General features: G+C 66.5%; 23 protein-coding genes. 9 read left to right on the top strand and 14 right to left on the bottom strand.

Going from position 1 to position 24,704, the window contains the following annotated elements:
* Nucleotides 1-51: 51 nt before the first annotated feature.
* Together AB0L82_RS40060 and AB0L82_RS40055 are read left to right on the top strand one after the other, a co-directional pair.
* On the top strand, nucleotides 52-825 hold the full coding sequence (locus tag AB0L82_RS40060; RefSeq protein WP_364649537.1) for a TetR/AcrR family transcriptional regulator: 774 nt from the start codon (nucleotides 52-54) through the stop codon (nucleotides 823-825).
* A gap of 378 nt (nucleotides 826-1,203) precedes the next feature.
* Complete coding sequence (locus AB0L82_RS40055) at nucleotides 1,204-1,845, top strand: GNAT family N-acetyltransferase (RefSeq protein ID WP_364649435.1); 642 nt, start codon at nucleotides 1,204-1,206, stop codon at nucleotides 1,843-1,845.
* A gap of 169 nt (nucleotides 1,846-2,014) precedes the next feature.
* Here AB0L82_RS40055 and AB0L82_RS40050 read toward each other — a convergent pair whose 3' ends face one another.
* Genes AB0L82_RS40050 through urtC form a run of 5 tightly spaced genes read right to left on the bottom strand, consistent with a single transcriptional unit; the run spans nucleotide 2,015 to nucleotide 5,988 of the window.
* Complete coding sequence (locus AB0L82_RS40050; protein WP_364649432.1) at nucleotides 2,015-2,554, bottom strand: carboxymuconolactone decarboxylase family protein; 540 nt, start codon at nucleotides 2,552-2,554, stop codon at nucleotides 2,015-2,017.
* 48 nt (nucleotides 2,555-2,602) lie between these two features.
* Nucleotides 2,603-3,307 carry a GntR family transcriptional regulator gene (locus AB0L82_RS40045; protein WP_364649429.1) on the bottom strand — a complete coding sequence of 235 codons (705 nt, stop codon included), beginning with the start codon at nucleotides 3,305-3,307 and terminating at the stop codon, nucleotides 2,603-2,605.
* A 14-nt stretch (nucleotides 3,308-3,321) separates the two neighbouring features.
* Entirely contained in the window at nucleotides 3,322-4,014 is a 693-nt protein-coding gene (gene urtE / locus AB0L82_RS40040) for an urea ABC transporter ATP-binding subunit UrtE (protein ID WP_364649426.1), read from the bottom strand.
* Nucleotides 4,007-4,810, bottom strand: a complete 804-nt coding sequence (gene urtD, locus AB0L82_RS40035) for an urea ABC transporter ATP-binding protein UrtD (protein WP_364649423.1) — start codon at nucleotides 4,808-4,810, stop codon at nucleotides 4,007-4,009. Before urtD ends, urtE begins: the two co-directional genes overlap by 8 nt.
* On the bottom strand, nucleotides 4,807-5,988 hold the full coding sequence (gene urtC / locus AB0L82_RS40030) for an urea ABC transporter permease subunit UrtC (RefSeq protein WP_364649420.1): 1,182 nt from the start codon (nucleotides 5,986-5,988) through the stop codon (nucleotides 4,807-4,809). The genes urtD and urtC overlap by 4 nt, the downstream gene beginning before the upstream one ends.
* A 101-nt stretch (nucleotides 5,989-6,089) precedes the next feature.
* Between urtC and AB0L82_RS40025 the strand changes: the two genes are divergently transcribed.
* Nucleotides 6,090-7,307, top strand: a complete 1,218-nt coding sequence (locus tag AB0L82_RS40025; protein ID WP_364649417.1) for an RNA-guided endonuclease TnpB family protein — start codon at nucleotides 6,090-6,092, stop codon at nucleotides 7,305-7,307.
* A 13-nt stretch (nucleotides 7,308-7,320) separates the two neighbouring features.
* Here AB0L82_RS40025 and urtB read toward each other — a convergent pair whose 3' ends face one another.
* The 4 genes from urtB to ramB all read right to left on the bottom strand — a co-directional run bounded on the left by urtB (nucleotide 7,321) and on the right by ramB (nucleotide 12,841).
* A complete protein-coding gene (gene urtB / locus AB0L82_RS40020) occupies nucleotides 7,321-8,205 on the bottom strand; it encodes an urea ABC transporter permease subunit UrtB (protein ID WP_364649414.1) in 885 nt (294 codons plus the stop codon).
* A gap of 139 nt (nucleotides 8,206-8,344) precedes the next feature.
* Nucleotides 8,345-9,535 (bottom strand): urea ABC transporter substrate-binding protein, encoded by a 1,191-nt coding sequence (urtA, locus tag AB0L82_RS40015; protein ID WP_364649534.1) that lies wholly within the window; start codon nucleotides 9,533-9,535, stop codon nucleotides 8,345-8,347.
* 326 nt (nucleotides 9,536-9,861) lie between these two features.
* Entirely contained in the window at nucleotides 9,862-11,361 is a 1,500-nt protein-coding gene (locus AB0L82_RS40010; RefSeq protein WP_364649411.1) for a serine/threonine-protein kinase, read from the bottom strand.
* A 70-nt stretch (nucleotides 11,362-11,431) separates the two neighbouring features.
* Nucleotides 11,432-12,841 (bottom strand): acetate metabolism transcriptional regulator RamB, encoded by a 1,410-nt coding sequence (gene ramB / locus AB0L82_RS40005; protein ID WP_364649408.1) that lies wholly within the window; start codon nucleotides 12,839-12,841, stop codon nucleotides 11,432-11,434.
* A 127-nt stretch (nucleotides 12,842-12,968) separates the two neighbouring features.
* Here ramB and AB0L82_RS40000 point away from each other — a divergent pair, with 127 nt between their 5' ends.
* Nucleotides 12,969-14,504 (top strand): ATP-dependent DNA ligase, encoded by a 1,536-nt coding sequence (locus tag AB0L82_RS40000; protein WP_364649405.1) that lies wholly within the window; start codon nucleotides 12,969-12,971, stop codon nucleotides 14,502-14,504.
* 318 nt (nucleotides 14,505-14,822) lie between these two features.
* Here AB0L82_RS40000 and AB0L82_RS39995 read toward each other — a convergent pair whose 3' ends face one another.
* From AB0L82_RS39995 to AB0L82_RS39975, 5 genes are all read right to left on the bottom strand, one after another.
* Nucleotides 14,823-15,275 carry a DUF4254 domain-containing protein gene (locus AB0L82_RS39995; protein WP_364649402.1) on the bottom strand — a complete coding sequence of 151 codons (453 nt, stop codon included), beginning with the start codon at nucleotides 15,273-15,275 and terminating at the stop codon, nucleotides 14,823-14,825.
* A 211-nt stretch (nucleotides 15,276-15,486) separates the two neighbouring features.
* Nucleotides 15,487-16,275 carry a DeoR/GlpR family DNA-binding transcription regulator gene (locus tag AB0L82_RS39990; protein WP_364649399.1) on the bottom strand — a complete coding sequence of 263 codons (789 nt, stop codon included), beginning with the start codon at nucleotides 16,273-16,275 and terminating at the stop codon, nucleotides 15,487-15,489.
* Nucleotides 16,272-17,156, bottom strand: a complete 885-nt coding sequence (locus tag AB0L82_RS39985; protein WP_364649396.1) for a carbohydrate ABC transporter permease — start codon at nucleotides 17,154-17,156, stop codon at nucleotides 16,272-16,274. The genes AB0L82_RS39990 and AB0L82_RS39985 overlap by 4 nt, the downstream gene beginning before the upstream one ends.
* Nucleotides 17,153-18,049 (bottom strand): sugar ABC transporter permease, encoded by an 897-nt coding sequence (locus AB0L82_RS39980; RefSeq protein ID WP_364649393.1) that lies wholly within the window; start codon nucleotides 18,047-18,049, stop codon nucleotides 17,153-17,155. Before AB0L82_RS39980 ends, AB0L82_RS39985 begins: the two co-directional genes overlap by 4 nt.
* Nucleotides 18,046-19,299, bottom strand: a complete 1,254-nt coding sequence (locus AB0L82_RS39975) for an extracellular solute-binding protein (protein ID WP_364649390.1) — start codon at nucleotides 19,297-19,299, stop codon at nucleotides 18,046-18,048. Before AB0L82_RS39975 ends, AB0L82_RS39980 begins: the two co-directional genes overlap by 4 nt.
* A gap of 120 nt (nucleotides 19,300-19,419) precedes the next feature.
* Between AB0L82_RS39975 and AB0L82_RS39970 the strand changes: the two genes are divergently transcribed.
* Genes AB0L82_RS39970 through AB0L82_RS39950 form a run of 5 tightly spaced genes read left to right on the top strand, consistent with a single transcriptional unit; the run spans nucleotide 19,420 to nucleotide 24,614 of the window.
* Nucleotides 19,420-20,364 carry a sugar isomerase gene (locus AB0L82_RS39970; protein WP_364649387.1) on the top strand — a complete coding sequence of 315 codons (945 nt, stop codon included), beginning with the start codon at nucleotides 19,420-19,422 and terminating at the stop codon, nucleotides 20,362-20,364.
* A gap of 44 nt (nucleotides 20,365-20,408) precedes the next feature.
* A complete protein-coding gene (locus AB0L82_RS39965) occupies nucleotides 20,409-21,392 on the top strand; it encodes an ROK family protein (RefSeq protein WP_364649384.1) in 984 nt (327 codons plus the stop codon).
* A complete protein-coding gene (locus tag AB0L82_RS39960; RefSeq protein WP_364649381.1) occupies nucleotides 21,389-22,654 on the top strand; it encodes an amidohydrolase family protein in 1,266 nt (421 codons plus the stop codon). Before AB0L82_RS39965 ends, AB0L82_RS39960 begins: the two co-directional genes overlap by 4 nt.
* Nucleotides 22,651-23,757, top strand: a complete 1,107-nt coding sequence (locus tag AB0L82_RS39955; protein WP_364649378.1) for a PfkB family carbohydrate kinase — start codon at nucleotides 22,651-22,653, stop codon at nucleotides 23,755-23,757. Before AB0L82_RS39960 ends, AB0L82_RS39955 begins: the two co-directional genes overlap by 4 nt.
* An 8-nt stretch (nucleotides 23,758-23,765) precedes the next feature.
* Entirely contained in the window at nucleotides 23,766-24,614 is an 849-nt protein-coding gene (locus tag AB0L82_RS39950; RefSeq protein WP_364649375.1) for a class II fructose-bisphosphate aldolase, read from the top strand.
* Nucleotides 24,615-24,704 lie beyond the last annotated feature (90 nt).

Here is a 24,704-nt window from a genome sequence, read left to right as displayed (position 1 = left end):
GGCCTGCATCGTGACGTGCGTCACATGGATACGATCGGCGTGGAGGTGGCGATGGGCGCACGAGAGCGCAGTTCGGCCGGAGATCCGGTGCGCACGCTGGAACTACTGTGGCGCGAGCCCGGACAGGGCGGTCCGGCGCGCGGGCCCAAGCAGCGCACCACCGTGGACGCGGTGGTCGCGGCGGCGCTGGAGATCGCCGATGCCGAGGGGCTGGGCGCGCTCACCATGCGATCGGTCGCGGCGAAACTCGGGGTGACGCCGATGGCCACCTACACCTATGTGCCGGGTAAGGCCGAACTGCTGGATCTCATGCTCGATACCGTCTACCACGCGATGCCGCGCGCGGATCTCACCGGAATGCCTTGGCGGGACAAGGTTTCCGTGATCGCGGCGGAGAATCGGGCATTGCTCGCGACGCATCCGTGGGTCGCGTACGTGCCGACCACGCGGCCGCCGCTGGGGCCGGGCGTCACCGCCAAATACGACCATGAGCTGCGGGCGTTCGACGGACTCGGCCTGAGTGATGTGGAGATGGACGCCGCGCTGACCTATCTGCTCGGCTTCGTCACCTCGGTCGCGCGCATCGCCATCGATACCGCGCGAGCGGCCGCCGACAGCGGCGAATCCGATCACGATTGGTGGGAGCGCGCCGCGCCCCTGCTGGAACGGGTCATGCCCGCCGAGCGCTATCCGCTCGCCGCGCGGGTGGGGGCCGCCGCCGGGCAGGCGCACGACAGCGCCTACGGTGCCGATCACGCCTACGACTTCGGATTGGCGCGCACCCTCGACGGCCTCGCGGCCATGATCGAATCTCGCGCGGGCTGATCGAATCTCGTGCGGGCCGACCGGATCCCGTCGGCCATATGAGTCCGTGGGCGGTGCGCGTCCGTGGGGTAGACGAGTCTCGTGCGGGGTGATCCTGCCGAGTCGGGTGAGTGTTGCGCGGGGTTGGCTCCGGGCGGGGTGAGCCGGACGAATTCCGCTGCCGATGTCCGAGTCGCGCCAGTGGCCGAATCGCGCCGGGGATTGCCGGGAAGGTAGCCGGGCACTGTCGGCTGTTGTCGCGACTCCACGAATCCTGTTTGGCTGGACGGTCTTTGGCGAAACCGGCGGCCCGCTGCCGCAATGCGACCCCGCAGTCCGATTGCGGCCGATCGATATTTCCCGCGACATCACTGCGGCGCACGGGGCAGAATTCGAAGTATGCCGCGTTCCATCCCGGCAATCGTTGCCGCCGAAGCCTTCACCAGAACCGCGCAACCGGTGCTCCCGGCGGGCGAGGATCTGGTGTTGCGGCCCTGGCTGCGACGCGACGCCGATGAGGTGTTCACGGCCTTCCAGGATCCGCTCATCCAGCGCTGGCATCGGCGCACCGCCGAGACCATCGAGGAGGCGGAGGAGTTGGTGGCGGCGTGGGGTCGCACCTGGCACGGCGGCGTGGACGCGAATTGGGCGGTGACCGACAGCCGTTCGGGCCGAGTGGTCGGCCGCGCCTCGGTGCTGGGGATGGAGTTACCGCACGGAACCGCGGCCGTCGCCTACTGGGTGATGCCCGGCGCGCGCGGCCGCGGGATCGCACCGCGCGCCGTCGAGGCGGTCACCTCCTGGGCCTTCGACGATATCGGCTTCCACCGTCTGGAACTGCGCCATTCGGTCCACAACGAGCAATCCTGCCGGGTGGCGGGCAAATGCGGCTTCCTCCTCGAGGGCGTCAACCGCAGCGCCACCCTGCACGCCGACGGCTGGCATGACATGCACCTGCACGCCCGAGTCCGCGGCGACCACCCCGCCGAAACCCTCCCTCTCGCACTGGGTTCCCGCGCCAGGCACCGCGCGGAACCCTAGCGAGCGCGCCTGATACCCGCAGAACGGAATGGGGTCGTGGCTGCGGCGGCGCTATGAATGCCCCGCTTCGTCATCCCGGTGCTTGTGGGCGGAATCCACGGAAACCGTTGGTGCTCGGCGGGTGTGGATCCCGGCCAAAAGCATGCCGGGATGAAGAGGGGGTGCCGTTTCAGTGGTCGGTTTGGATGCGCAGGGCGGTGATGGTGCTGGCCAGGCCCTCGTACTGGTTTGTGAGCAGCACGATTTCGATGAGACGGCGCTCGTCGTAGTGGGTGGCCAGGGTCTGCCAGGCGATGTCGTCGAGGTCGCGGGTGGCGACGAGTTGGTCGACCGCGGTCAGCAGGGCGCGTTCCTTATCGTTCCAGCCGGGGGCGGCGGGGCCGGTGCGAATCCAGTCGAGTTTCTCCTGGGTGACGCCCGCGCGCTTACCGAGCCGGATGTGATGATCCATCTCGTAATCGCATTCGCGCAGGTGGGCGACGCGAATAATGACGAGTTCGGATTCGTAGCGACGCAGCCGCCCGCCCGGCATGAGCTTGCCGGAGAAGTGCAGCCAGCCGCGAAACAGTCCGCCGGTGCGGCCCAGCGTGCTGAACAGATGGGCGTCCTCGGTCCCGGCGGCGCGGGAGAGCGCTTGCCAGACAACCCAATTGACAGGACCGAGCTCCCGGAGGCGGCCGGGAGCGATGCGTGGCTGCGTCGACACCATGCCTCACGCTAACAGGCTGTCCCAGTCACCGGCCACCACTCGACGGTGTCACTCCCGCACGGCCTGGGCCAGTTTCGTCATTTCGATGGCGCGCTTGGCTCGGGTGAGGACGTGGGCTCGGGAGCTGGTGAGGTGGGCCATGAGGGTGCGCAAGGCCGTGTCGAGGTCGCCTGCGAGCAGGCTTTCGGCGATCGCTATGTGGTCCTCGGCCATGGCGGCTACGCGTTCGGCGGTGGGCATATCGATGGCGCGGACCGGGCGGACGCGGGCGTGCACGGTGGCGAGGGCGTCGGCCAGGGCCGAATTGCCCGCCGCTACGAGCAGGGTGGAGTGGAATCGCTCATCGGCGGCGATGAGTTCGGCACCCGGCTCGGGTGGCTGGTCGCGTAGCTGCCGCCACAGCTCCAACTCGCGGCGCAATGCCTCGGCGTCATGGAGCAGCTGGGACGCGTCGTCCATATGCTGCAACCGCTGGATTCCCCTGGCTTCCAAGACGATTCGGAGTTCGTAGAGGTCACCGAGTTCGTTGACGCGGGGGCGGTAGGGGTAGAGGCCGTCGGTGTGGCGTTCCAGGAGACCGTCGGCGTAGAGGCGCGCCAAAGCCTCGCGGACGGGGGTGCGGGAGACGCCGTAGGTCTCGGCGAGGCGTTCCTCGCCGAGCCGTTCGGTGGGGGTCAGGACGCCTGCCGCCAGGTCTCGTTGCAGGGCCAGGTAGACCCGCTCGGACAATGGAATACGCCCCCTGCGCGCCATGTCGGATCGCCTGATCAGATCGCCATGGCCAGTCGGACATCGGATTCCGCGCCCGCTCCACCCGCCCCGGTGGAGGTGATGCGCCCCGATTGCAGCACGTAGTACTGCTGTGCGGCCTGCAGCGCGAAGCCGATGTGCTGTTCCACCAGCAGCACGCTCAAACCACCGCGATTGGTGAGATCGATGATGGTGCGCTCGATTTCGGCGACGACGGACGGCTGGATGCCCTCGGTCGGCTCATCCAGGATGAGCAGTTTCGGTTCGGTGATGAGCGCGCGGGCAATGGCGAGCTGCTGGCGCTGACCACCGGACAGCAGCCCGGCCTTGCGGGTGAGCAGTTCCTTCAAAGCCGGGAACAGGTCCAGGGATTCGGCGATGAGTTCCTTGGCGCGTTTGCGCCCGTCCGCCACCACCTGGAGGTTCTCCATGGTGGACAGCTGCGGGAACGACTGCTGTCCCTGCGGCACATAGGCGATACCGCGCTTCACCCGCTTGGACGGCGACATCTTGGTGATGTCCTCGTCATTGAAGCGGATCCTGCCGGATTTGGCGGGCAGCAGTCCCACCGCCGCGCGCAGCAGCGAGGTCTTCCCGGCGCCGTTGTGCCCCATGACGGCGACCACGCCGTCACTCGGAACCGTCAGGGAAACACCGTGAATCACCTGGGTGCGGCCGTAACCGGTGGTCAGGTCAACGAGTTCAAGCATTCGCGGCCTCCGTGACATCGGTGGATGGGGCTTCGGTGGCGGGCGGCAGTTCGCCCGCGGCGGCGGTGCCGAGGTAGACCTCCTGCACCTTGGGATCGGCCTGCACCTCTTCCACGGTGCCCTCGCTCAGCACGCGGCCACCGGCGAGCACCGTCACCGAGGTGGCGAAGGCGCGCATGAAGTCCATATCGTGTTCGACCACCACGACGACGCGTTCGGTTCCGATGCGGCGCAGCAGGTTTCCGGTCTCTTCGCGTTCCTCGGCGCTCATGCCCGCGACGGGTTCGTCGAGCAGCAGCACCGAGGCGTTCTGCACCAGCAGCATGCCGATCTCCAGCCACTGCTTCTGTCCGTGGGCGAGGATTCCGGCGGGCTTATCGCGCAGTTCGGTGAGGCCGATGGTTTCGAGCGCCTCCTCGATGGCGGGCAGCACCGATTTGCGCTTGCGCAGCAGGGTGAGCGCGGAACGTCCTGCCCCGGCGGCGATATCGAGGTTCTGCAGCACGGTGAGCTGTTCGAATACCGAGGCGGTCTGGAAGGTGCGCCCGACCCCGAGCCGCGCGATCTGATGCACCTTCTTGCCGATGAGCTCGTTCCCGGACTTCTGTGCCGAGCCGGTGGCGGCGGCCAATCCGGTGATGGCGTCGATGAGCGTGGTCTTGCCGGCGCCATTGGGGCCGATCAAGAAGCGCAGATCACCCTGCAGCACAGTCAGATCCACATCGGAGACGGCTTTGAAGCCGTCGAAACTGACCGACAGGCCGCGGATCTCGAGGTATTCGCTGTCCATTTTCATGCGGTCACCTTCGCTTCGTCCGCAGGGGTTTCCGGTTCGGCCGGTGCGCCGGTGGACATGACCGAGGCCACGATCGCGGTGCCCGCCGGAACGGCCGGCGCGCTGCGCGCGGACCGCAGTCGTTCGGCCAATTGCTTTGCGATGGGCCCGAATCCGGCCAGACCGGCGGGCAGGAAGCCGACCACCACGATGAACAGCGCGCCCTGCAGGTAGATCCAGCCGGACGGGAATTCCTCGGAGAAGCTGGTCTGCGCCCACGCCACGCCGATCGCGCCGAGCGCCGGGCCGAGCAGGGTGGTGCGCCCGCCGATGGCGACGCCGATGAGGAAGGCGATGGAGGGCACCACGCCGATATCGGCGGGGGAGATGATGCCGACGATCGGGGTGAACAGCGCGCCCGCGATACCCGCGAAGAACGCCGCCACCACGTAGGCGACGATCTTGATATTGGCCGGGTCGTAGCCGAGGAAACGCACGCGTTCTTCCTGATCACGCACTGCCACAAGCAGTTCGCCGTACCGGCTGTGCATCAGCTGCCGCGCCACGGCCACCACGATCAGCAGCGCGCCCGCCGCGATGAAGAACAGCATGCGCCGGTTCACCGGATCGTCCAGCCGGAAGCCGAAGAAGGTCTTGAAATCGCTGAGCCCGGTGAACCCGCCGATGGTCTGCTGTCCGGTGAGCAGAATCGCCAGCGCCGCCGCGAGCGCCTGGCTCAGGATGGCGAAGTACGCGCCCTTGACGCGGCGCTTGAAAACACCGAACCCGAGCACCGCCGCGATGGCGGCGGGCAGCACCAGGATCCCGATGATCGCGACCGGTGCGGAAGCGAAAGGCTGCCAGTACGAAGGCAATTCGGAGATGCCCGCGATGGACATGAACTCCGGCACATCCTCGTGCGCCTTGGCGGCATCGGCCATCTGCATATGCATGGCCATGATGTACGCGCCGAGCCCGAAGAACACGCCCTGCCCGAGCGTCAGCATCCCGCCGCGCCCCCACGCCAGCCCGATGCCCACCGCGACAATGGCGAAGCACAGGAATTTGGCGAGCAGACTCAACCGGAAATCGGTGAGCACCGCGGGTGCCAGACCGAAGAGAACGATTGCGGCCAAGGCGAATCCGCCCACGGCCTTGAGCGAGGAATTGGTACTGAGCCGTTGCACAACGGAAGTCATTGGAATCCTTCCCGAGACGCCCGCGCCTGACGGCAGGTGACGCGAGCCCGGGTTCGTGAAAACCGAGGCGCGTATCGAACGGGTGTGCTAATTTTCTGATCATGCAATCCGCTTCTGTGAAGCGGGCGTTCAAATTTCGCTTCTATCCGACCGATGTGCAGGCAGCTGAGCTGACGCGAACTTTCGGATGTGTGCGGTTCGTGTACAACCTGGCGTTGGAAGCTCGAAGTGAGGCCTGGCGCCTGCACGGAGAACGAATTACCTACAACACCACTTCGGCGATGCTGACGTTGTGGAAGCAGACCGACGAGCTTGCGTTCCTGAACGATGTAGCGGCTGTCCCGCTGCAGCAGGTACTGCGACACCTGCAGTCCGCATTCGTTGCTTTCTGGGATAAGCGGGCGCGGTATCCGCGGTTCAAATCCCTCAAGAAGTCCCGTGCCAGTGCTGAATACTCGCGCAGCGGCTTTCGATACCACGACGGGCAGCTGACGCTTGCCAAGTTGGCCGAACCCTTGAAGGTTGTCTGGTCGCGACCACTGCCCGAGGGGATTCAGCCGTCCACGGTCACCGTGTCGTGCGACCGCGCCGGGAGATGGTTCGTATCGCTGCTGTGTGATGACTCCGGAGTCGAGTCCCCGCCCGTCACCGATGCCGCGGTTGGTATCGATATGGGTTTGGCGAGCCTTGCGGTGTTGTCCACGGGGGAGAAGGTCATGAATCCCAAACATGAAGTCCGCGAACAGATCAGACTTGCCAGAGCGCAGCGGAGACTGGCTCGGAAGGCCCCCGGCGACGGCGAGAATCGGAAGAAGGCTCGCCGGGCGGTTGCGCGCATCCATTGCCGTATCGCTGATCGGAGAAGCGACTACCTGCACAAAGTGACGACTCGACTCGTGCGTGAGAATCAAACGCTCGTTATCGAGGATTTGAAAGTCCGAGGGATGGTTCGCAATCGCGGTCTCGCGCGGGCCATCGTGGATGCTTCGTGGCGACAGTTCCGAACCATGCTGGAGTACAAGGGTTCCCGGTACGGGCGTGAGGTGATCGTCGTCGACCAATGGTTCCCCTCGTCCAAACTCTGTTCGGCGTGTGGAGCCGTTGCCGACGATATGCCGTTGGTGGTCAGGGAATGGGCCTGTGAAACCTGCGGTGTCACCCACGATCGTGACGTCAATGCAGCTCGGAACATTCTGGCCGCCGGACTGGCGGTTGCAGTCTGTGGAGATGGCGTAAGTCCTCATCGGGATACCCCGAGACGGCAGTCGTCGGTGAAGCAGAAACCTCGGCTCGTGAGAGCAGGGACCGCTACTCGATAGGCGTGGCGGGAAGTCAAGCCAGGCTCCTGGTGCGAACGGTGAACAGGCCCTGCGGGCGCACCTGCAGGAAGATCACGATCACGATGAAGACGATCACCTTGGCGACCGAGGCCGTGGTCGAGTATTCGACGAAGGAATTCAGCAGGCCCATGCCGAAGGCCGCGATGATGGTGCCCTTGATCTGGCCGAGGCCGCCGATGACGACCACCAGGAAGGCGTCCACGAGATAGGACTGGCCGATGGTGGGGCTGGTGGAGCCGATCAGGGTCAGCGCGACACCGGCGACGGCGGCCAGGCCCGAACCGATGAAGAAGGTGCTGATATCGGTGAATCGGGAAGAGACGCCGGAGGTTTCGGCGAGACTGCGGTTCTGCACCACGGCCCGGATGCGACGGCCCAGCGGTGTGGTCTTGAGCGCGGTGGCCAGCGCGATGACCGCGGCGACCGCCAGCACCATGATGAAGATGCGGGTCTTGGGGACGACCGTTCCGGCGATGGTGATGCCGCCGGTCAGCCAGTCGGGGGCCACCACGTTCTTGGCGGGCGCGCCGAAGATGTCCCGGGTGACCTGCTGGAGCACCAGGCCGACGCCGAAGGTGACCAGCAGGGTGTCGAGCGGGCGGTCGTACATCCAGCGGATGAGACCCATTTCCAGGGCGGCGCCCAGCAGACCGCCGACCAGGAAACCGACGAACAGCGACACGATCAGCGCGACGCCGGTGGAGTGAATGACTTGCTGTACAACGAATGTGGTGTAACACCCGGCCATGATGAATTCGCCGTGCGCCATATTGATCACGCCCATCTGACCGAAGGTCAGGGACAGACCCAGCGCGGCGAGCAGCAGGATAGAGCCGAGGCTCAAACCCGTGAACAGCTGTCCGACAGCGACTTCCATTGTGAATACCTCTGTGGTTCTCTCGCGCCGCCGTGGCGGGGCAGCGCGTCGTGGGCGATCCTCATGGCCGGGATGGCCGCCGTAACGGCCGGTGCGGCAACGAGTTCCGCACCGGCCGCCCCTCATCGGCGGCTGTCTGTTACTTGAGGCCCTTGGCCCAGTCGTAGGACTTCAGGTACGGGTCCGGCTGTACGGCCTTGCCCGAATCCCACACGGTGTAGATGAGTCCGTCCGGCCGGATCTCACCGATGCGCGCGGTCTTGGTGATGTGGTGGTTGGAGCCGTCGATGGTGACGGTGCCCTCCGGGGCGTCGTAGCTGACGCCGTCGGCCGCGGCCTGAATGTCGGCCACCGCGAAGGACTTCGCCTTCTCGACGGTGTTCTTCCACAGGAAGACCGAGGTGTAGGCGGCTTCCATCGGGTCCGAGGTGGGCTTGTTGGCGCCGAAGGCGGCCTTGTACGCGGCGACGAACGCCTTGTTGGCCGGGGTGTCGACGGTCTGGTAGTAGTTCCACGCCGTCAGCTGGCCCGCGATGTTCTGCGCGCCGATGCCCGCGACCTCTTCCTCGGCGATGGACACCGAGACCACCGGCATATCGGTGGGCTTGAGGCCCGCGTTGGAGTACTCGCGGAAGAACGCCACATTGGAGTCGCCGTTGAGGGTGTTGAAGACCGCGCCCGCCTTGGAGTTGCGGACCTTGTTGACGATTGTGGAGAAATCGGTGGAGCCGAGCGGGGCGTAATCCTCGCCCTTGATCTCGATGCCGTTGGCCTTGGCGTACGCCTTGATCTCGCGGTTGGCGGTCTGCGGGAAGACGTAGTCCGAACCGACCAGGTAGAGGGAGGTGATGCCCTTCTGCTTCAGGTAGTCCAGGGCCGGGACGATCTGCTGGTTGGTGGTGGCGCCGGTGTAGAAGATGTTCTTGCTGTCCTCCAGGCCCTCGTACTGCACGGGGTAGTAGAGCAGCGAGTTCAGGGATTCGAACTTGGGCTTCATGGCCTTACGGCTCGACGAGGTCCAGCCGCCGAAAACCGCTGCGACACAGTCGGAGCTGATCAGCTTCTCGGCCTTCTCGGCGAAGGTCTTCGGATCCGAGGCGCCGTCCTCGAGCACCAGGTCGATCTTCTTGCCCATGACGCCGCCGGCCGCGTTGATCTGGTCCACCGCCATCTTGGTCGCGTTCGCGACGGTCACCTCGCTGATGGCCATGGTGCCGGTCAGCGAGTGCAGCGACCCGATCTTGATGGTGTCCTTGGAGGTGTCGACGCAGGACTTGGCGTTGGAGCCCGCGGCGGTATCGCTGTCGCGGGAACCGCAACCGGCGATCATGGCTGCGGACAGCACCAGTGCGGTCGGGATGGTGATGGCCTTGACCAGGCGCTGAGTTCGCTGCCGGCGGTGGGAATCTTGCATTGGGCGGACCCTTCTCACTTGCACATCGACGCCACGTGCGTCGCTTGCGAATACGGCCGCGTATACAACTGCTGTATTCGTGAGGGGAACCGTAAACGGGAAGTATTGCGCCGGAATGACTCTCGATGACGGTCCGGTTGCCGATGTTTCCCGCGCGTGAATTTCAGCTCACCGCAACGCCGTTCGAGTCGATCACTTCGGCTATCACCGCAGCTGAAGGGCGAAATCGGGCACGGCGCGGCTCAGATCGGGGCGGGTTCCCACCATTGGTCACGGGTCTGCTCGAAGGTATGGCCGGGCCAGGAGACCTCGATCAGCAGCGTGCGGGCGTCGGGGGTGACCAGGCGGTAGGTGGCCAGGGCGAAGGGTGCCGCGGGGTCCTTGGGCTGGTGCAGCACCATATCGGCGGGAGCCGTGGTGGCGCGCTGCCCAATTCGGACGGTGTGCGCCTCCAGGTAGGTCTGGAGGTCGGCGGGTGTGGCGTACTGCGTGTACCAGGTGGTGATGTTGTCCGAATCGGTGCAGGTGATCTGGCGGACGGGCGGCGGATCACCGGCGGTGGCCACGATGGTGCCGACCGCGGAGCAGCGCGCGCCGTGCCAGGCGGTGCCGTTCGGATACCGGGGAATGAGTTCGGGGAAGGCGAAGGCGATATCCGCGTGATCGCCCCAGGACGGCGGAACCGGTACGGGGCGAATGAATTTCCAGTAGACGCCCACCGCGCCGATGCCCGCGACGGCCACCAGCGCCATGACCATCAGCAGGACCGAGGTGAGCCGCCAGTTCGAGGACACCTGGCGGCGGGCCGGGGCGATCATGGTGGGTTCGAGGGCGTGGTTGCCCGGGGCCGGGGCGGGTGGGGCCGGTACCGGCGCCGGCGGTGTGTACTGCTGTCCGTCCCGCGCCCCCACAGTCAGGGCGTGCGCGGCCGCCTCGGCGAATTCGCAACAGCTGGAATATCTTTCGCCCGGCAGCTTGGCCATGGCGCGGGCGATCACGGCATCGATGGCGGGCGGTATGCCGGGGACCGCATGGCTGGCGCGCGGCACCGGGCGGGTGAGGTGCGCGGCGACCATCTCGCCGGGATTGGCCGCCACGAACGGCGGTTGACCGCTGAGCAGGGTGTACAGGGTGCAGCCGAGGGCGTACTGGTCCACCCGGTGGTCCACCGGTTCGCCCGAAAGCTGTTCCGGCGCAGCGTAGGACAGCGTGGCCAGGAATTGGCCGGTCTGGGTCAGATGATGCTGATCGTCGAGCAGCCGGGCAATGCCGAAGTCTGTCAGCAATACTCGGTCACCGCCGCGCCCGGCGGTCAGTAATATGTTGGCGGGCTTCACATCCCGATGCAGCACACCGCGTTCATGGGCGAAATCCAGTGCGTCGGCGGTCTGCGCGATGATCCGCACCGCCCGCACCGGATCCACCGGCTCGTCGAATTCCCCGGCGTCCGAGCCGTCGACGTACTGCATGGAGATCCACAGCTGCCCGTCCTCCGCGCCCCGATCCAGCACCGAGACGATATTCGGATGGTCGAGTGCCGCGGCCACATCCGCTTCCCGCTCGAACCGCCGCCGCAGCTCCTCATCCGCGTACAGCTCCCGGCTGAGCAGCTTCAGCGCGATCAGCCGCGGTAACCGCGGATGCCCCGCCAGATACACCGTGCCCATGCCGCCCCGGCCCAGCACCTTTTCGATGCGGAACCCCGCGAACATCGCACCGGTGACGAGTCCCGCCCCCTGCATCACAGCACCTTCCACCCAGCCGACAAACCGGCTCCACCCTACGGAGTCCGGGTGCGCGCGGACGAATGTGTCATTGAATGACGTACGGGGAGATGGAACTGCGGTGTTCGCTGATGTCGAGGGTTTTGCCCAGGGGCGGGAAGGCGCGTTGTGGGCAGTTGGAGCGTTCGCAGACGCGGCAGCCCGCGCCGATGGGAGTGGCCTTGGGCTCGTTGAGATCCAGGCCGTCGGCGTAGACGACGCGGCTCGCGTGCCGGAGTTCGCAGCCGAGACCGATGGCGAACACCTTGCTGGGTTCGCCGTAGCGGGTGGCGCGGCGTTCGACGGTGCGGGCCACCCAGAGGTATTTTCTGCCGTCCGGCATCTGGGCGATCTGGGTCATGATCTTCGCGGGATAGGCGAAGGTCTCGTAGACATTCCACAGGGGGCAGGTGCCGCCGCTGGAGGAGAAGTGAAAGCCGGTGGCGGACTGGCGTTTCGACATATTGCCCGCGCGATCGACGCGGACGAAGGAGAACGGGACGCCGCGCAGGCGGGGACGCTGCAGGGTCGAGAGCCGGTGGCAGATGGTCTCGTACGACTGGGTGAAGAAGGCCGAGAGGCGTTCGATGTCGTAGCGGAAATCCTCCGCCATCTCATGAAAGTGGCTGTACGGCAGCACCGTTGCGGCGGCGAAGTAGTTGGCCAGGCCGAGCTTGGCCAGCACGCGGGACTCCGGACTGGAGAAATTGCCTTCCTCGACCAGCTTTTCGATGAGATCCCCGCACTCCAGATAGGCGAGTTCGGCGGCGAGTTTGAATACCCGCTGCCCGCCGGACAGATGCGGCGCGATTTCCAGGCGACGCGATTCCGGATCGTATCTGTGCAGCATGCCGTCGCCCAGATCGATGCGCTCGACGATCTGCACCCCGTGCGCGGTGGTGAGGCGGCGCGCGATCTCGCGTTTCAGATCGCCGCCGTGGAAGCGCATTCTGGTGGCGAGTTCCTCTGCGGCGGTATCCAATTCGTGAATATAGTTCTGCCGCTGATAGAAGTAGTCGCGTACTTCCTCGTGCGGTTTGGAGATGGCCCCGGAACCGCTGCCGTCGGCGAAACGATCCTCGGTGGCCGCGGCCAGCTGCGCGGTGGTGTTGCGATAGCGGCGATGCATATTCACCATGGCGCGCGCCAAACCCGGGTGCGCGGAAACCATTTCGGCGATTTCCTGGGCATCGGCCTCGATGCTCAATTCCTGATCCATGACGACTTCCTGGAGTTCGGCGATGAGCCGGGTGTCGTCCTGGGAGGAGAAGAATCCGGCGTCCACCCCGAAGACCTCGCTGATACGCAGCAGGACCGGTACGGTGAGCGGGCGGACGTCATGTTCGATCTGGTTGAGGTAGCTGGCCGAAATCTCCAGCTTCTTGGCGAGGGAGACCTGACTCAGCCCGCGTTCGGTGCGCAGCTGACGCAGCCGCGCACCGACGAAAGTCTTGGCCATGCGCCCAGTTTATGGGCGGTTTCGCAACCCTGCCAACCCGGAATTAACACCCTTGCTGAGGGGTGCGTCACAGGGACGCTCGGCGGAAGGTCCCCGATGTGTCGGAGGTCGGCGTTACCGTCGGGTGATGTATTTGTCGCAAGTGGTCGAGGCGTTGCGGGCGGTACGCGCGACTTCATCGCGAAAGATCAAGATCGCAACCCTGGCCGAACTGCTCGGCCAGGCCGGACCCGATGAACTCGCCCAGGCGGTGGCCTGGGTTTCCGGGGAGCTGCCGCAGGGGCGAATCGGCACCGGGTGGCGGACGCTGACCACGATGGAGGTCGAATCCGCGGCGGATTCGACGCTCACGGTCGGCGAGGTCGATCGGGTGTTCACCGAGCTCGCGGGCGTCGGCGGCAGCGGGTCGACGGCACGCAGGCGGGAATTGCTCGCGAAACTGTTCAGCGCAGCGACGAGCGAGGAACACGATTTCGTGCTGCGGCTGCTGACCGGGGAAATGCGGCAGGGGGCGCTGACCGCGATCGTCGCGGAGGCGGTGGCCAAGGCGTTCGAGGTGCCCATCGACGCGGTGCGGCGGGCACACATGCTGTCCGGGCGACTACCGGTGACCGCGGTCGCGGCTTCGACCGGCGGGGTGGCGGCACTGGAGGCGTTCCGGCTCGAGGTGGGGCGGCCGATTCAGCCCATGCTCGCGTCGCCGGGTGCGGCGCTCGATGAGGCCATGTCCGAATTCGACGGAGACGTCAGCGTCGAGCACAAAATGGATGGTGCGCGCATTCAGGTGCACCGGGATGGCGATCAGGTGTGGGTATTCACTCGCACGCTGCGCGATATCACCAAGAGCGTGCCCGAATTGGTCGGGCGGGTAAGGGAACTCGACTGCACGAGTGTGGTGCTGGACGGGGAGACCTTGGCGCTAAACGATTCCGGTCGCCCGCGTCCGTTCCAGGAGACCATGAGCCGGTTCGGCGCGGCGACCGCGCAGGAATTGCTGCTGCACCCGTATTTCTTCGACTGCCTGCATCTGGACGGCGTCGATCTGCTGGACGCGCCGCTGCGGGACCGCCGCGCCGCGCTCACGAAAGTCGCGGGCGCGCTGAGCATTCCGGCGCTCATCGCTCCCGATGCCGAGGCCGCCGCCGAATACTTCGACGGTGCGCTGGCCGCCGGGCACGAGGGCATCATGATCAAGGCCCTGGACGCGCCCTATGCGGCGGGGCGGCGCGGACGGTCCTGGCTGAAGATCAAACCCACGCACACCCTGGACCTGATCGTGCTGGGCGCGGAATGGGGTTACGGCCGCCGCACCGGATATCTGTCGAATCTGCATCTGGGCGCACGGGATCCGGACGGTGGCGAGCCGATCATGGTCGGCAAGACCTTCAAGGGGCTCACCGATGCGCTATTGCAGTGGCAGACAGCGGAATTCCCGCGTCATGAGCGCGAGCGCGACGGCTCCACCGTCTATCTGTGGCCGGAGCTGGTGGTCGAGATCGCCATCGACGGCGTCCAGGTCAGTCCCCGCTACCCGGGCGGCTTGGCGCTGCGCTTCGCCCGCGTGGTCCGGTACCGCCCCGATAAGGAACCGCATCAGGCCGACACCATCGGCACCTTGCGAGCCCTGCTCCCCGAACCCTCCGCCGCCGCACCGACTGACTGACCAGGCGTTACGCCCCGGACCCCGGTTCCCAGGAAGTTCACAGCGGGATGGATGCCGGTTCCGAGCTTCGCGGCGCACGATTCACATGTCGAGCTCGAGCCTGGTGGTTGTCAGGTAACAGCGAACGGGCACTGCCACCGCACTCCCACGCGGGTTCCGTTCGCTGTGAACCCTGGCCCGGGTCTCGACGGTGGGTTGCGCATGGCTCACCTGTGCTGTCGACGGCGTCCCGTACCCTCGCCGGGCGCCGTCGACGACACGAATTCGCGCGGTGATCGATAGTCGATCCGCGCTGTGGTCAGTCCCGTATCCGGGCGATCAGTACTCGTATTCGCGATTCCCGGTCAGATTGGGCAGTCGTCGCCGGCCCGCGGCCAATTCGGTCGCCAGATGCTCGTAGGCCAGGGCGAGTTCGCGCAGTCGCGTCGCCGCCTCGTGCATGGCCTCATCGGCGTACGCGAGCGTCAGGTAGGCCAGCGCCGAGAATTGCGCGAGCCGATCGATCACGGTGCCGACGGTCTCGGTGTGCAGTTGGGCGTCGCGGTCGGCCTTGGGCAGTTCCATCGCCACCCACCGATCGATATCGAGCACCATGCGGGCTCGTTCGTGGTCGATCAGCCCGGTCGCCCCGGCTTCCGCGGTCAGTCGCTTCTCGTGCAGATCCGCCAATAAGCCCGCGCAGTGCAGCACCGGGTGTCGATCTTCGGGCGGGAGGCCGCGGCAAGCCTGCAGCAGCAGATGTTTCGGCGGGAGCAGAGGCACGGCGGCCATCCTGCTACGCGAATATCTCCGATTGGCAACGACATTCGCGGACGATTGATCAATTCGCGGCGAGTTGCGCCGACACCCACGCGATCACCGTGTCATTCCTGGGCATGTCCTTGTGTGTCACCACGCCCGGGCTCAAATCCTGAACGTATTCGTTTCGGACACCGGGCTCTTCGAGGAATGACGCCGTCCCATCAGGGCGACTCACAGTGACTCAGACGAGGTCCACCCGGACCCCGGCGGCGCGCAGTTCGGCCACCGATTCCGGATCGGCATCGCTGTCGGTGACCAGCACGTGAATCCGGTCGATGGGGCAGATCCGCGCCAGCGCGGTGCGATGCAGTTTGTCCGAGGTCGCCACCGCGATGACATGCTGTGCGCGGCGCACCATTTCGGCGTTCACCCCCGACTCGTCCAGGTGGGTGCACTGCGCCCCGCCCTCCACCGAGATCGCGTTCACCCCGAGAATCACCGTGTCCAAACGCAATTCGGCCAGCGACCGCTCGGCCAGCGGCCCATGCAGCTCATATGACTCCCGCCGCGCCATCCCGCCCAGGCAGATGGTCCGCAGGTACGGCCGCAACACCATCTCCGCCGCGATATTCAGCGCATTGGTGACCAGCGTCAACCGCTCATCGGTGGCGGTCGCGAGATCCGGCCGTGTCGCCAGCGCCCGCGCGACCGCGGTGGTTGTGGTGCCGCCGTTCAACCCCACCACCGCATGCGTATCGATAAGCCCCGCAGCATGTTCCGCGATCCGCTGCTTGGCCTCATCCTCATGCCGATACCGCGCGGGCAGGTCATAGGCCACCGAGGTGGCCACGATCCCCCCGTGCGTCCGCGTCGCCAACTGCTGCTCGGCCAGCGCCGTGAAGTCCCGCCGCACCGTGGCGGGGGAGACACCGAGTCGCTCGGACGCCTCCTCCACCGAGAGCCGCCCCGCCTCGGCGAGCAACTCCAGCAGACGGTTCCAGCGCATGGGCCTATCGGCCGCTGCGGTCATTTCACGCTTCCCGCGGTGAGACCGGCGACCAGGCGTTTTTCGATAACTGCGAAGAGGATGACGACCGGCACGATACCGACCGTAGAGATGGCGAAGACGTATTGCCAAGCCGTGTCGTATTGGCCGATGAATTTGGTGAGGGCTACCGACAGTGGCTGGTTCTCCGGGGTGGTGAGAATGACCAGGCTGGCGGCGAATTCGTTCCAGCAGGCGACCACGGTGAAGATGGTGGCGGTCACGATGCCGGGCCAGACCAGGGGCAGGCTGACCCGGGTGAGGATTTGCAGGCGGGACAGGCCGTCGAGTTGGGCGGCCTCCTCGATCTCGACCGGGACCGAGGCGAAGAAGCTGTGCAGGATCCAGACCGCGAAGGACAGGTTGAAGGCGGAGTTCACCAGGATCATGGCCAGCCAGGTGTCATTGATGCCGAGCGTGAAGAACTCCCGGATCAGGCCGGTCACCAGCACGGTCGGTTGCAGCATCTGGGTGATCAGCACCAGACCCAGGAAGGCCACGCGGCCCGGAAAGCGGCGGCGCGCGGTGTAATACGCGGCCGGGATCGCCACCACCAGGACCAGCAGGGTCGCCGCCACCGAGATGACGATGGTGCTGACCATATTGAACGCCAGCGGGGTTTCCGGGGTGTTCCACATGGTGGAGTAGTTGTCCGGATGCCACTGCTGCGGCAGATACGTCGGCGGGATGTGCAGGATCTCGGCGCGCGATTTCAGCGAACCCAGCACCATCACGATGTACGGGATCAGGAAGATCGCCGCGAGCAGGACACCCACCGCGGTGAGTTCCCAGCGCCGCCGTTTGCGTCGCGGTGCGCGGGCGTCCGGCTTGCGCTGTTCGTGCGGCAGCGCCGCTGCGATCGTCATGCGTCCACCTGCTCGGTCGGGCGGATCACCTTCACGTAGATCGCGATGATCACCACGATCAGCACGAAGTTCAGCACGCTCATGGCGGCGGCCGTATCGACCTGCTGGTTCTGCCGAATCAGCTTGAACGTCAAGGTGGTTGTGGTGTCGGCGGAGAAGCCCGCGATGCTGCCGGTCAGAACCTGGAGGATGGGCAGCGAATTGAAGACGTTGATGATGTTGATGATGGCGGCGACCGCGATCGCCGGGCGCAGCTGCGGCAGTGTGATGTGCCGGTAGCGCTGCCAGGAGTTCGCGCCGTCCACCCGGCCCGCCTCCTGCACCTCGGCCGGAATCGATTGCAGCCCGGCCAGCATCGTGTACGTGGTGAAGGGCACCGAGACGAATACGCCGACCACGACCGCCACGATGAACGCCTGCGTCGGCTGTTTGGTGAAACCGTAACCGCGATCGAGCAGGCCGATATCAACCAGGAACCGGTTCACGATGCCGACATCCGGATCGAGCAGGTAGTAGAAGATCGTCGTCGTCATCACCACCGACGCCGCCCACGGCACCAGCACCGCCATCCGCACCGCGGTGCGGCCCGGGAAATCCTTGTTCAGGAATTGTGCCAGCGCGGCCGAGAGCAGCAGCGTCAATCCGACCACCGCCACCACCCACACCACCGTGTGCACCAGGATCGGCCCGAGCTCCGGAATCGCGAAAAGCCTGCGGTAGTTGGCGAATCCGGCCGGACCCTGATCCTGCCCGTACGGGCTCAGCGCCCGGGTGCTGGTCCACAGCATGTACCCGGCCGGGAAGACCACGATCGCCGCGATCAGCACCAGCACCGGGCCGATCCACGGCAGGGCGGCCAGCCCCGCCGTGAATCGTGTTGTCCGCCTGCTCAACTCGCCGCCTGTGTGATCTTCTTCAGCACATCGGCCGGATCCGCGCCCTGCGCGATGGTGCCCATCTGCTGTTTGATCGCGCCCTGCACCGCACCCCATTTGGGATTGTTGCTCGGGTAGAACTTCGCGACCGGGAGGGTGGCGGCGAAGATCTTGGTCACCGGATCGTCGGCCAATGCGGTGACCGCGCTCTTGGTGATCGGGATGAAGTGCTCGCTCTTGACGAAGTTCGAGTACACGTCGGCGGTGTAGAAGTAGTCCAGGAACTTTCGGATGGAGTCCTGCTTCTTACCGTCCTTCTTGAACGCCATCAGGTGATCGGCCACGCCGAGTGTGACGGGTGCGCCGGTCTCGGTGGGCGAGGGCGCGGTGGCGTACTTCAGCGCCGGATTCTTATCGCTGATCATGCCGAGCACCGGTGGCAGGCCCTCGATCATGCCGATCTTGCCCTGGATGAAGGCGTTGATCACATCCTTGCGGTCGGTCGCGCCCGGATTCGGCTGTGTCACACCGGCATCGGCGATCGCCTTCATGGCCTTCACGCCGGCCAGGTTCTGCGGGGTGTCGATGGTGAGATTGCCGCCGTCGGACCAGTTCCCGCCCGCGCCGAAGGTCCAGATGGAGGTTTCGCCCTGTGCCTCTTCACTTCCCAGTGGCAGCCCGTAGCCGGAGACGCCGCCGCCGAGCGCCTGGATCTTCTTGGCGTCATCGGTGAGTTCGGCCCAGGTCTTGGGCGGGGTGGTGATGCCGGCCTTCTCGAATAGCTCGGAGTTGTAGAACAGCGTGCGGGTGGAGGCGAACAGCGGTAGCGCCCACTGGGTTCCGTCGATGGTCGCGTTCTGTGCGAAGGCGGGCTGGATATCGGCCAGGGTGGCGTCGGAGGTGACCTCCTTGGCCGAGTAGAGCAGTTTGTCCTTGGCGAAGGTGGAGTACGCGTCGATGTTCAGGATGTCCGGGGTGGTGGACTGCGATTGCAGTTTGGTGCGCACCACGTCATTGATGCTGTTCCAGGACTCGATCTGGAGATCGACCTTGATGTCCGGATTCTTGTCGTGGAATCCGCTGATGATGTTGTCCCACAGCGCCTTGGTGCCGTGCGCGCCATCGCTGTAGGAGGGCACGAGCAGTTTGACGGTGTTCGGGTCGTTATCGTCGGAGCTCTTGGAACCGAAGCCGCAGGACGAGGCGGCCAGCACCGCCGCGGTGAGCACGGTTACGCCGGTGAGTGTCCGATGGAGACGTCTTTTCACTTGTCGAACCTTTCGATACACACACCCGGGTCAATCGGGGGATGATGGGTCGACCGGGTGATCGTTGTCGAATCTAACCCAGCCGTGATTGATTGTGACTACTTTGGCTGTAAATTTGACATGAACGATCACTGGGCGCACGCTGGGCTGGTGCTGTCCTCCGCCGAACACACCCCAGCCACCCACCTCTCCACCGAGATCGCCTCGCAGCCGGACAACTGGGTCCACGCGCGGGTCATCGCCGAGCGAAATCGCGCACTGCTGCCCGCTGCCGGCGAACGCGTGGCCGCGATCGGTTGCGGCACCTCGCTTTTCATGGCGCGGGCCTACGCCGCGCTGCGCGAGCGCGCCGGACACGGACTCACCGACGCCTGGCCCGCCGGACAACCGCCGATCGGGCGCGAGTACGACCGCTACGTCATCATCTGCCGCTCCGGCACCACCACCGAGGTGATCGACGCGGTGCGCGCGCTCCCGGCCGGGACACCGCGCGTGATCATCTGCTCGAGCCCGGGCACACCCGTTCTCGCCCTGGGCGATTCGATCCTCATCGACGAGGTGGACGAGCGCTCGGTAGTGCAGACCAGGTTCGCCACCACCACCCTGGCCATCCTGCGCTGGAGCCTGGGTGAAGACCTCACCCCGGTGATCGCGCAGGCCCGCGCGGTATTGGCCGAGGAGCCCGCGACCGCGCTCGCCGACGTGCGGTACGCCGACCAGATCACCTTCACCGGAATGGGATTCGCCGCCGCCCTCGCGGACGAGGCCGCGCTCAAACTGCGCGAATCCTGCCAGTCCTGGACCGAGTCCTACCTCGCCACCGAATATCGGCACGGGCCGATCAGCATTGCCGCGCCCGGCCGCGCGGTCTGGGCGCTCGGACCGCTGCTGCCCGGCTTCACCGCCGATATCGCCGCCACCGGCGCGCATCTCGAGCATCGGGATATCGATCCGATGGCGGATCTGGTTCGAGTACATCGGCTCTGCGTACTTCGTGCCGCCGATATCGGGCTGGATCCCGATCATCCGCGTAGCCTCACTCGCTCAGTGGTCCTCGATTTCTGAGTCATGATGTGAGCCTGAGCGTGTTCGTCCGATCGGAGCCCGATATGAACCTGCAACCCGTCATCGGACTCGGCCCGCAGGCCCTGGTGCTGGGCCTAGATGTCGGCGGCACCACCATCAAGGCCGAGATCAGCGATGCCGCGGGCGCGGTGCTCGCCGCCGGTGATGTCGCCACCCCGCGCGGTCCGGCCGCCTTCGACGCCATGCTGAGACTCGGAGACGCGTTGCTGGACAAGCTCTCCGAATCGGAGCGGGCGCGCGTGGAGCGGGCGGCGGTGCTGCTGCCCGGGGTGGTCGATACGGCCAATTCCATCGCGGTGTTCAGCGCGAATGTGGGATGGCGGGATATCGAAGTCGGCTCGCGCTTCACCGAACGCTGGGCCATGCCGGTGGTGATCGAACACGATGTGGCGGCCGCCGGATGGGCCGAATGGCGTTTCGGAGCGGGTGGTGACCGGGACAGTGTCTGCGTGGTCATCATCGGCACCGGGATCAGCGGAACACTCTCCGTCGGAGGGCGATTCGTGCGCGGCGGGATCGGGCAGGCCGGGGAGTACGGGCATATCGCGGTGCGGCCGGACGGGCTGCCCTGTCCCTGCGGCAATACCGGCTGCGTGGAAACGGTCGCCTCGGCCGCCGCGATAGCGCGCGCCTACACCCGGCGGACGGGTATCGAATGTGACAGCGCGGCAATGGTATTCGAGCGACTTGCGGACGCCGGGGATGATGCCGACGCGCGCGATGGCGGTACGCGCGCGCACGACGAGCACGCGCGCGCCGTGGTGGACGATGCCGTCGACGCACTCGCGGACGGCTTGCTCGGTGTCATCCACGCCGCCTGCCCCGAACGCATTGTGCTGGGCGGCGGTCTCGCCGGTGCGGGTGAAGCGCTCGCCCAACCCCTGCGCGATGCGCTCGCCGCGCGGCTGCGCGTCGTCCCCGCGCCCGAAGTGGTGTTGGGAGCCTTCGGCGCTCGCGCGGGACTTACCGGCGCGGCGCTCTTCGCACGGTACGGGGTGCTGGCATGAACGCGCCGGGGGAACATCCGAATGGCACCAGCCGCAGTCGGTCGAGCCGCAGCCGGGCGCGGCGGAAAGCGCAGGCGGCGAATGAGATCAGTCCGCCGAGCTTCGCGGTGGACGCAGGGGTGCACATTCGAGGGCGGATATTCGCGCCGAGCCACGTCGTCGAAGACGGGGTGATATCGGTTCTGGGGGAACGGATCATCGCCGTGCGCACCACCGAACAGTGGACGGTGACGCATCCGGAATCGGGGGAGTTGCCGTTCGAGGGGATGCTGTTGCCGGGGCTGGTGGACATTCATGTGCACGGTGGGGCGGGGCATCGGTTCGATACGGTCGATCAGGAGGAGGCCGCCGGGGCGGCGGCGTATCACCGGTCGCGGGGGAGCACCACCGTGCTGGCGGGGATTGTTACGGCCGCGCCCGACGATATGGTCGCGCAGGCGGCGGCACTGCGGGAGCTGGCGCAGGACGGGGTGATCGGCGGGATATACGCCGAGGGGCCGTTCCTTTCCGAAACCCGCTGTGGCGCACAGGATGCGCGCTATCTCAGTGATCCCGATCCGGTGCTGGCGCGGCGGTTGCTCGAAGCCGCGGGCGGACATCTGCGCATCATGACCATGGCGCCCGAACGGGACGGGTACGCCACCGTGGCGAGTCTGCTCGCCGATCACGGGGTGACCGTCTCGCTCGGGCATACCGACGCCGAGTTCGGAGTCTTCCGGGATGCCGTGCAGCCCAACGGCGTTGCTCGCTCGGTCACGCATCTCGCCAACGGAATGCGGCCGCTGCATCATCGATCGGGCGGCCCGGTGGCGGCGGCCGTCGCGGCCGCCGCGCGCGGGCACGCCACCGTAGAGCTCATCGGTGACGGGGTGCATGTCGACGCCGGTTTCGGCGCACTGGTTTTCGCCGCCGCCCCGCAGCGGATCGCACTCATCACCGATGCCATGTCCGCGGCCGGAATGCCGGACGGCGCGTACCGGCTCGGTCCGCAGGAGGTTCAGGTCAGCGAGGGTGTGGCGCGCATCGCGAGCGGGTCCATCGCCGGTGGCACCGCGCATCTGCTGCGCTGCGTGGCCTGGGCCGTGTGGGAATGCGGTGCCTCCCTCGATGATTCGGTGCGCGCCGCCACCATGACCCCGGCGACCACGGCCGGGCTCACCGATATCGGGGATATCAAGCCGGGCGGATACGCCGACATCATCGCCGTGGACGAGCAGTTGGCATTGCGCCGGGTACTGCATCGCGGGCGGTGGTTGTCATGATCCTCACCGTCACCATGAATCCGGCCTACGACCTCACCTATCGGCTGGATAAGTTCGAATACGCTGCGGTGCAGCGCATTCCGGTGGTGGAACAGCGGGTCGGCGGTAAGGGCCTGAATGTCGCCCGGGTACTTCGCGCGCTCGGGCACGAGGTCGTGGCGATGGGATTCGCCGATGCGGCCTTCGCCCGCGCGGCCGCGGCGGAACTGCCGGTCGACTTCGTCGAAGCGCTCCCGTTCGTGCGGCGCACGGTCGTGCTCAGCGAGGCCGATGGCACCACCACCGGATTATGGGAACCCGGTGCGGCACTGAATGATCCGGCCGCCGTCGACGACCTGAAAGACCGCATCGCCGCCCGGCTGCCGCAGGCGCGCGGCCTGGTCATCTCCGGCTCACTACCCGCCGGTCTCGACCCCGGCTTCCCCGCCACCCTGGCCCGCCTCGCGATCCGCGCCGACGTACCGGTCATCTGCGACGTCGACGGCGAAGCCCTGCGGCAGGCCGCCAAAGTCGAGGGCGTCGTGCTCATGCCGAACACCGACGAACTCGCCGCGCTACTGGGCGGGGACGCGGGCGACCGCGCCGCGATGCGCCGCGACGGTTCGGGCATTCGCCCCGCGTCGGCCCGTGACGCTCCGGTTGATCGTGCCGCGTCGGTCGGAGCTGTGCCGGACGATCCGGGGCGGTTGCTGGATGTGGTGCAGCCGCTACAGAAGTCGGGGGCGGCGGTGATCGTCGCGACGCGCGGCCGGGACGGGGTGTTCGCGATGGTGCGCGGGAAGGGCTGGTCCGCCGCGCCACCCGCCGAGATCAGCGGGAATCCGACCGGGGCGGGGGATGCGGCCGCGGCCGCGCTCATCGCGGGGTTGGCGGCGCTGCCCAAACTTCCGCGCCATATCCCGCCGGAGCTGCCGTTTCTGGCGACCGTCCCGCCCGGGTGGCTCGGTGCGCGCGAACTCGATTGGCCCGCACTGGTCGCCGAGGTGGTGGCAACCTCCGCCGCGGCCGTGGCCCGGCCGGTGGCGGGGGAGATCGATCTCGACCTACGCGCCCGCCTCATTCCGGAGATCCGGGTGCGGGAGTGGAACACCTGGCTCTACTAGGAGAATTCATGCTCACCCCGATTCCACGACTGATCGAACTGGCCCGGCCGGGCGGACTCGGCGCGTTCAATGTGATCACTCTCGAACACGCCGAGGCCATCGCCGCCGCCGCGGAAGCCGTGGAAAGGCCCGCGATCCTGCAGATTTCGGAGAACACCGCGCGCTATCACGGGAGTGTGAAACCGCTGGCCCGCGCCTGCCTGCAGATCGCGCAGGACAGTTCGGCGGCGCTCGCGGTGCATCTGGACCATGCCACCGAGATAGACCTGATCAAGGAGGCCGTCGAGGTCGGGATCGGCTCGGTCATGTATGACGGGGCGGCGCTCGACTATGCCGAGAATGTCGCTGTCACAGCCGAGATCGCGCGCTGGTGTCATGAGCGCGAGGTCTACGTCGAGGCCGAGCTGGGTGAGGTCGGCGGCAAGAACGGCGCGCACGTTCCGGGTGTGCGCACCGATCCGGACGAGGCGGTGGCCTTCGCCGCCGCGACCGGGGTGGACGCGCTCGCCGTCGCGGTCGGTTCGACGCACGCCATGCAGACCCGCGCCGCGACCCTGGACACCGATCTCATTGCGAGGTTGGCGAAGGCGCTGGATATCCCGTTGGTCTTGCACGGTTCCTCCGGTGTGCCTGATGATGGCCTGCGGTCTGCCGTGCGGCACGGCATGGTGAAGATCAATATCGGCACCCGGCTCAATATCGCGCTCACCGAAGCGGTCCGCACCGCGCTGGCGGCGGCCCCTGCCAGCTCCGATCCGCGAAAGTATCTGGGCCCGGGGCGCATCGGCATACAGCGCGATGTGGAACATCACCTCCGCGTGCTCGGCACCAGAATCCTGCGGGCGGTACCGAACTGATCGGCTCGGACTGCCGCCTTTGCGAACCCTTTCACTGACCATTCGCGAGGTTTGGGTCTTGCGCCCGTTGTGCTGACATGAACTAGTTGT

This window comes from Nocardia sp. NPDC052001, assembly GCF_040680615.1.
Lineage (GTDB): Bacteria > Actinomycetota > Actinomycetes > Mycobacteriales > Mycobacteriaceae > Nocardia.
Note: the sequence above shows the minus strand (reverse complement) of the source record. Positions and strands in the feature narration are given on the sequence as shown.

Excerpts from the sequence above, each read along its gene's own strand:
- urtC (WP_364649420.1), bottom strand. The coding sequence starts at position 5,988 with ATGACTTCCGTTGTGCAACGGCTCAGTACCAATTCCTCGCTCAAGGCC.
- AB0L82_RS40060 (WP_364649537.1), top strand. The coding sequence starts at position 52 with ATGGGCGCACGAGAGCGCAGTTCGGCCGGAGATCCGGTGCGCACGCTG.
- AB0L82_RS40055 (WP_364649435.1), top strand. The coding sequence starts at position 1,204 with ATGCCGCGTTCCATCCCGGCAATCGTTGCCGCCGAAGCCTTCACCAGA.
- AB0L82_RS39990 (WP_364649399.1), bottom strand. The coding sequence starts at position 16,275 with ATGACCGCAGCGGCCGATAGGCCCATGCGCTGGAACCGTCTGCTGGAG.
- urtD (WP_364649423.1), bottom strand. The coding sequence starts at position 4,810 with ATGAAAATGGACAGCGAATACCTCGAGATCCGCGGCCTGTCGGTCAGT.
- AB0L82_RS39985 (WP_364649396.1), bottom strand. The coding sequence starts at position 17,156 with ATGACGATCGCAGCGGCGCTGCCGCACGAACAGCGCAAGCCGGACGCC.
- urtB (WP_364649414.1), bottom strand. The coding sequence starts at position 8,205 with ATGGAAGTCGCTGTCGGACAGCTGTTCACGGGTTTGAGCCTCGGCTCT.
- AB0L82_RS39950 (WP_364649375.1), top strand. The coding sequence starts at position 23,766 with ATGCTCACCCCGATTCCACGACTGATCGAACTGGCCCGGCCGGGCGGA.
- AB0L82_RS39955 (WP_364649378.1), top strand. The coding sequence starts at position 22,651 with ATGATCCTCACCGTCACCATGAATCCGGCCTACGACCTCACCTATCGG.
- AB0L82_RS40000 (WP_364649405.1), top strand. The coding sequence starts at position 12,969 with ATGTATTTGTCGCAAGTGGTCGAGGCGTTGCGGGCGGTACGCGCGACT.
- AB0L82_RS40025 (WP_364649417.1), top strand. The coding sequence starts at position 6,090 with ATGCAATCCGCTTCTGTGAAGCGGGCGTTCAAATTTCGCTTCTATCCG.
- AB0L82_RS39965 (WP_364649384.1), top strand. The coding sequence starts at position 20,409 with ATGAACCTGCAACCCGTCATCGGACTCGGCCCGCAGGCCCTGGTGCTG.
- urtA (WP_364649534.1), bottom strand. The coding sequence starts at position 9,535 with ATGATCGCCGGTTGCGGTTCCCGCGACAGCGATACCGCCGCGGGCTCC.
- urtE (WP_364649426.1), bottom strand. The coding sequence starts at position 4,014 with ATGCTTGAACTCGTTGACCTGACCACCGGTTACGGCCGCACCCAGGTG.
- AB0L82_RS40010 (WP_364649411.1), bottom strand. The coding sequence starts at position 11,361 with ATGCAGGGGGCGGGACTCGTCACCGGTGCGATGTTCGCGGGGTTCCGC.
- AB0L82_RS39960 (WP_364649381.1), top strand. The coding sequence starts at position 21,389 with ATGAACGCGCCGGGGGAACATCCGAATGGCACCAGCCGCAGTCGGTCG.
- AB0L82_RS39970 (WP_364649387.1), top strand. The coding sequence starts at position 19,420 with ATGAACGATCACTGGGCGCACGCTGGGCTGGTGCTGTCCTCCGCCGAA.
- AB0L82_RS40050 (WP_364649432.1), bottom strand. The coding sequence starts at position 2,554 with ATGGTGTCGACGCAGCCACGCATCGCTCCCGGCCGCCTCCGGGAGCTC.
- ramB (WP_364649408.1), bottom strand. The coding sequence starts at position 12,841 with ATGGCCAAGACTTTCGTCGGTGCGCGGCTGCGTCAGCTGCGCACCGAA.
- AB0L82_RS40045 (WP_364649429.1), bottom strand. The coding sequence starts at position 3,307 with ATGGCGCGCAGGGGGCGTATTCCATTGTCCGAGCGGGTCTACCTGGCC.
- AB0L82_RS39995 (WP_364649402.1), bottom strand. The coding sequence starts at position 15,275 with ATGGCCGCCGTGCCTCTGCTCCCGCCGAAACATCTGCTGCTGCAGGCT.